Consider the following 2,568-nt stretch of genomic DNA (forward strand, 5'->3'; position numbering starts at 1 on the left):
CCCCCACCCCGGCCGGGGTGGCCGCTGCCTTGGCCGGGGTGGGGGCCTTCGTCGGGGTGGCGGCCTTCGTCGGGCGTGCGCCGAGTGCAAGGCCGTGCACGATCCAGTCGCGTCCGGGGGCGTCGCCGAGCGCCCCACCCAGGTCGGCCTGCTGCCAGGAGCCGATGGGGCGTGAGCGCAGGCCCAGTGCTGTGGCGTGCGCCTGCGCCGCGCCGACCGCGTATCCGGCGACGAGGTGGCTGCTGCGGACGGTGGCCCGGGGAGCGCCCTCCGGGCAGCCGTGACCGAGGAGCACCGCGCCGGCGGCGCCGATCCACTGCTGCCCCGCCGCCCAGTGGGCGAGGGTCGCACGCGCGTCGCCCACGGCACGGATGTCGAGGCCCGGCCTGCCGGAAGAAGCCGCTGCGTACAGGGCCGGGGTGGCACCGCCCACGGCCACCGTCCAGGCGGGCCCTTCGGGCAGCACGCTCCGGGCGGTCGCCAGGACTCGGGACAGCAGTTCCTTGCCGGGCGGGCGGTTCAGGTCATCGGGCGGGGCACTCCGCCGCCTCTCCAGAGTCTCGTCGGTCAACTCTCCGGGACGCCGGGCCGGGTGCCAGGTGCCGTCGGGTCGCCCGGGTGCTTCGGCGATGTGCTGCAACAGGTGTCGTGCCGCAGCGAGTTCACGGGCCGGCGTGGTGTCGGCACCTGGTTGTGGCGTCGGGGCCGCGGCGCGGGGCAGAGTGGCCCACGCACGCAGCGGCGGTCCGGGGTCGACGGGGCCGCCCGCGGGCGTCAACAGTACGGCCGCGAGGGGGAGTTCCGGCTCGGTGCCGGGCCAGGCGTGCTGCCAGTCCGGGGCGTCGGGCAGTCCGGCTGCGGCGGCCAGGAGAGGGCCGTCCGCGTCGAGGCAGACCAGCACATCGGAGGTCGTGGCCCCGGCCAGCGCGAGGGCGGCGGCGGCATGCCCCGTGTCGAGGAGCAGCAGCGGCCAGGCCCGGTGGCCGTAGTGCCCGACGGTACGGGACGCGGCCACGGTGAGGACGACGAGAGCGCCCGGGGGTGCGCCGTCGGGGGCCGGGCCGCGCCGATGGGCCCGGTGGGTAAGCGGGTTGTAGCCGTATCGTCCGGACGGCAGCGAACACCCCTGCCCGAGCAGCAGGTGCGCGCGCACCGGGTGCAGAGCACCCGCCGAGGGGACGGGGCGCAGCCGGCCCGGTGCGCCGACGGGCGCGGCCAGGGAGAGCCGCAGCACACGGTCCAGGTCGATCGCGGTCCCGGGCTCGCTGACGTACATGGCTGCCGGGCCGTTCCACGGGAACGGGCGCTCCGGAACGTACGGCGAGAGCTTCGGAACACGCGGCGACCGGGCATCCGCGAGAGCCGCGCACAGGAGTTCCGGTGCGGCGGGCAGAACGGCACCCACTCCGCGAGGGGGCGCGACGGCTCCGTCCGGCGTGTCGGGCATGGGGGCGCGCTCCATCACATGTGCGGGGGTGGGGCGAGAGTGAAGTCCTGCGGTCCGGTGGGCCGTTGGGTGCGCCAGTCTCGGTCGAGCGCCGCTTCCGCGAAACGCGGACAGCCGAAGTAGCCGAAGGCGGCCGGGGCGTTGGGGATCAGCCCGGAGACCAGGACCCGGGCGACGCGCAGCGTGGTTTCGGCGACGTCCTCCGTGGTGAGGTCCGCGGTGATGACCCGGTGGCCCCCGGCGGCGAGCGCCGCGTCGAGCGCGGCGCGGTTCCCGGGAGTGATCGCGGTGACAGGGACGACACCCAGGGCGGGTTCGGTGAACCGGCGGGCGAACGGGGTCATCCGGTCGTCCAGCCAGACCTGAACGTGGGCGCCGAGGTCCCGTACGGCGGCGAACTCGGGCCCGCAGTCGTCGAGATAGCGCCGGTCGGCCCGGTGGTCGAGGTAGAGGCCGCGGGCGAGCATCCCGGCCTCGATCGCCCGGTACACCCACCCGTCGGCATCCACCGTGCCTTGTGTGAACACCCAGGTGTGCACGGCCTCCAGAACGGCCTTGCGGGCCGCTTCCGCCGGGTCGTACCGGCAGGCGAACCCCGCCGCGTACATACCGCGTCCGGGATCGTGCACGAGGGCCGCGACGCAGGGGGCGAACTCGGACGGCATCTCCACGATGTGCACGTCCAGCTCGCAGCCGGCCAGGTCCTCGGTCAGTCCGGGGACGCTCGCCGGGTCGATGCCCCGGGTCGGCCCGTCCAGGTGCCACCACAGCTCCAGGGCGTCGCGCTCGACGACTTCGAGAAGACCACGCTCGACGGCGTCGTCGAGCCCCTGCCCGGTGGCGATGCCCGCGTAGTTGAGGTGGTGGGTACGGGGCAGTGAACGCAGTTCACCCTGACGCCAGTTGAGGTGGGTCAGCGCGACGGGGGCCCAGCAGGGTTCCCCGTACTCGACGGCCCGGGTCCACAGCGCCGGTGTGTCGGGGGTGAGTTCGGCGTACGGGAAGCCCGGGCGGCCGTACTGCCACGGTGCGTACGTCGGCAGCGCGCCGGGTCCGTAGAGGCGGGCGCCCTCGGCGGTCAGCTCGGCCGCCGTGGCCCGCCGGGGCTCCTGGGGGTGGCC

The 2,568-nt window shown here is 75.3% G+C and carries 2 protein-coding genes; both read right to left on the minus strand.

Annotation, left to right across the window (positions count from 1 at the left end):
* Positions 1–1,447 (minus strand): nitroreductase (locus D3105_RS33375; protein ID WP_240647123.1); only part of this gene is annotated, 1,447 nt, incomplete at its 3' end.
* Between the two features lie 14 nt (positions 1,448–1,461).
* On the minus strand, positions 1,462–2,568 hold a 1,107-nt coding region (locus D3105_RS33380), incomplete at its 5' end, for a YcaO-like family protein (RefSeq protein ID WP_118906551.1).

Origin of the sequence: Streptomyces globisporus, assembly GCF_003501885.1 — a bacterium.
Taxonomy (GTDB): Bacteria; Actinomycetota; Actinomycetes; order Streptomycetales; family Streptomycetaceae; genus Streptomyces; species Streptomyces globisporus_D.